This is a genomic window from Thermoplasmata archaeon, from assembly GCA_038729465.1.
Classification (GTDB): domain Archaea; phylum Thermoplasmatota; class Thermoplasmata; order Thermoplasmatales; family ARK-15; genus JAVRLB01.
In genome coordinates this window covers 11,427-14,645 of sequence record JAVYRZ010000013.1, presented here as the reverse complement: position 1 = coordinate 14,645, position 3,219 = coordinate 11,427, and the positions used below count along the sequence as shown (strand labels likewise).

Annotated in this window: 4 protein-coding genes; 1 reads left to right on the top strand and 3 read right to left on the bottom strand. The window is 41.1% G+C overall.

All coding sequences use genetic code 11. From position 1 onward, the window contains the following. From QXQ25_04660 to QXQ25_04650, 3 genes are all read right to left on the bottom strand, one after another. On the bottom strand, positions 1 to 337 hold a 337-nt coding region (locus QXQ25_04660; GenBank protein MEM0160997.1), incomplete at its 3' end, for a Zn-ribbon domain-containing OB-fold protein. Further along, complete coding sequence (locus tag QXQ25_04655; GenBank protein MEM0160996.1) at positions 334 to 1,497, bottom strand: thiolase domain-containing protein; 1,164 nt, start codon at positions 1,495 to 1,497, stop codon at positions 334 to 336. The genes QXQ25_04660 and QXQ25_04655, both read right to left, overlap by 4 nt. 2 nt (positions 1,498 to 1,499) lie before the next feature. Continuing rightward, positions 1,500 to 2,540, bottom strand: coding sequence for a hydroxymethylglutaryl-CoA synthase (locus QXQ25_04650; GenBank protein ID MEM0160995.1), 1,041 nt, complete (start codon positions 2,538 to 2,540; stop codon positions 1,500 to 1,502). 198 nt (positions 2,541 to 2,738) lie between these two features. Here QXQ25_04650 and QXQ25_04645 point away from each other — a divergent pair. Continuing rightward, a partial coding sequence (locus QXQ25_04645) for a beta-ketoacyl synthase N-terminal-like domain-containing protein (GenBank protein ID MEM0160994.1) occupies positions 2,739 to 3,219 on the top strand: 481 nt, incomplete at its 3' end.

The window sequence follows — 3,219 nt, the reverse complement described above, 5'->3', positions numbered from 1 at the left end:
TACGAAATACCGCGCGAACCGGCATGCCTATGCTTACCTTATCAGGGTCAATGTCCACAATCTGTGCCGTGATTTTAGGACCGTCAACCATTTCTATTATCCCCATTATGTACGGTTTTTGCTCTTTGAACCCTGGAATGTCCTGATGCACTACAGTAAAAGAATAGACTGTACCCTCAGGTTTTAATTTTACTTTTTCCATCTTTCCTATCGATTCACGATGGCAGGTTGGGCAAACGTCTCTGGGTGGAAAATATACTTTCTTGCATGACGGACATCTTGTGCCTACTAGTGTGTATCTATGTTCAAACTCTCTCCAAGCTCTGGGCATACTCATTTTACCACCTCCAAAATATGTACAAAAGAGCTTGCTCCAGTACCTCCAATATTGTTTGTCAATGCTACTTTTGGATCTTTTACCTGCCTTTTATCTGCTTTTTTCAGCAGTTGTGTTACCGCCTCTACAATCTGGCCAATACCAGTAGCTCCCACAGGATGCCCTTTGGCTTTTAGCCCACCTGATGTGTTGATAGGCAGTTTGCCATCAAACCCTATCTGCTCTTCTTCAAGAAACTTTCCTGCAGCCCCCTTTTTAACAAATCCAAGATCTTCAATAGACATCACTCCAAATATTGAAAACGCATCGTGCACTTCCGCCAATGAAATATCTTTAGGCTCTTTTTTAGCTATTTTATAGGCTTTTTTTGAAGCTTCTACAGTGGCATTAAATGTTGTGATTGAAGGTCTGCTATGAAGAGAAAGATAGTCAGAGGCGTGAGTTGATGCAGATACCTTTATCACAGAATCGCTTTTTACTTTATCCAGTGCCGTCAATATAACTGCTGAAGCACCATCGGTAATAGGTGCACAATCCATCAACGTAAGAGGTTCAGATACCATTGTGGCATTGAGTACATCATCAATTTTTATGATGTTTCTCAGATGTGCATACGGATTCAGAGACGCGTTTCTGTGAGAGTTAACTGGAAAAATTGCCATTTGCTCTCTTTTAAGCTTGTAATCATGCATGTACCTGCGTGCCATCATTGCTGCCAAAGATGGAAATGTAGCACCTACAAACCCTTCCCACTCTCGATCAGCTGCACCCATCAATGAGTCTGTCATCTCGTCAGCGTCAATGTCCGTCATCTTCTCAACGCCTCCAACGAGTACAGTATCATACATGCCGGAAGCTACTGCTAAAAAACCTTCATGCATTGCTGCTGCACCGCTCGCAGATGCAGATTCAACCCTTATTGCTGGAATATTCATTCCAGATAATCCCGAATAATCAGCTATAAGTGCACCCACGTGCTCCTGTAAAGATACTGCACTGGAACTCATGTTCCCACCATATATTGCCTCGATATCTTTGGCATATATGCCCGCATCTTCTATCGCTTTCAACCCTGCTTCCACAGCCAGCTTTCTTAAAGACATGTCCCAGCGCTCTCCATATTTCGTCTGTCCTACGCCTATTATTGCAACATCTCTCATTTTTATTCACCCATCCTTATCTTGTGTTTGAATTTTGCATATGTTGAATAATTGATATATTCTGCATTTTTAACATATTTTTTCACGCCTTTTGCATTTTCTCTTTTAAAGTTTTTCATCTGCTCTGTTACATTAATATCAAATGCATCACTGCCTGCACCAGATCCAAATGCTACTGCCAGAATTCGATCTCCTGGCTTGGCAATGTCGAGTATTGCAGAGAGCCCGGTCATCATGGAAGCTGAATAGCTATTTCCCACATACGGTACAATTAATCCTTCAGACACCTGCTCATCCTTAAATCCAAGCATCTTTGCAGCTCGGCTCGGAAATTTGCCGTTGGGCTGGTGAAACACTGCATAAGTGTAATCTTTAGGCTCAGTTTTCATATGCTCCATCATTTTTTTAGCAGCCCCCACCACATGCTTAAAATAGGCTGGTTCTCCAGTGAACCTGCCTCCGTGGCTTGGATACGGTTGCCCTTCTCTTCTCCAGAAATCAGGTGTATCAGTAGTCAATGATAAAGTACTATTAATTTCAGCAATAACATCTTCTGTTCCTATTACATAGGCTGTAGCGCCAGCAGCTGCAGAATATTCCAGTGCATCACCCGGTGCTCCCTGTGAAGTATCCGAGCCTATAGCCACTCCATTTTTTATCATTCCAGAAGTCACAAGCCCCATCACTGCCTGCATAGCTGCAGTACCTGCTTTGCAAGCAAACTCAAAATCTGCTGCGGTCAAATTCGGTGTAAGCCCCAGCGCCTCAGAAACCATTGTTGCAGATGGTTTTACTGCATACGGATGTGATTCAGAACCCACATAAAGCGCTCCAATATTATGAACCTGTCTTCTTTCAAAAGCGTTTCTAGCGGCTTCTACAGCAATTGTTACTGCATCTTCATCAGGGCCAGGAACACTTTTACTGTAGATATACAACCCATTTTTTATATCCTCCGCATCTTCACCCCACATCTTAGCTATTTCTTCAGTTTTTATTCTATACCTAGGGATATAAGATCCATATGTCAAAATTCCAACCATTATAATATCACCATAAACCATTATAACTATTATATATATAATTTCATCGTTTTTAATATTCGTTAATTGTCGATTATATCTCTTAATTTATTAAGGAATTCTTTATAATGACTTTGCCAAATAAACTTTTCTCATAAAAGTAATGACAAAATCTAGATAATGAAAAATTTATTAATGATATTTCAATTATGTATCATTATGAATCCTGTTATAGTTTCTGCTGTAAGGACACCGGTTGGAAAATATGGAAAAGGTTTTTTAGGAGTATCTGCAAACGAACTTGGTGCTATCACAATCAAGGAAGCACTTAGAAGGGCAAATATAAATTCAGAATCTGTAGATGAGGTAATTATGGGAAACGTGATCTCTTGCGGATTGGGGCAAAACCCGGCAAGGCAGGCTGCTTTGAAGGCTGGATTTTCATATAGCATAAGCCCTTTTACGGTTAACAAGGTATGTGGTTCGGGCTTAAAGTCTGTGATGTTAGCAGCTCAGTCTATCAAGGCTGGTGACAACCAGATCGTGATAGCCGGAGGAATGGAGAACATGAGCAACTCGCCTTATTATGTTCGTGGCGCTCGGTTTGGGTTGAAATATGATAATACAATATTTGAGGATGCGATGATTGTAGACGGACTATGGGATGCCTATTACAATGTACACATGATAAAGACGGGAG

Coding starts and splice junctions, on each gene's coding strand:
- QXQ25_04655 (MEM0160996.1), bottom strand. CDS start 1,497: ATGAGAGATGTTGCAATAATAGGCGTAGGACAGACGAAATATGGAGAG.
- QXQ25_04650 (MEM0160995.1), bottom strand. CDS start 2,540: ATGGTTGGAATTTTGACATATGGATCTTATATCCCTAGGTATAGAATA.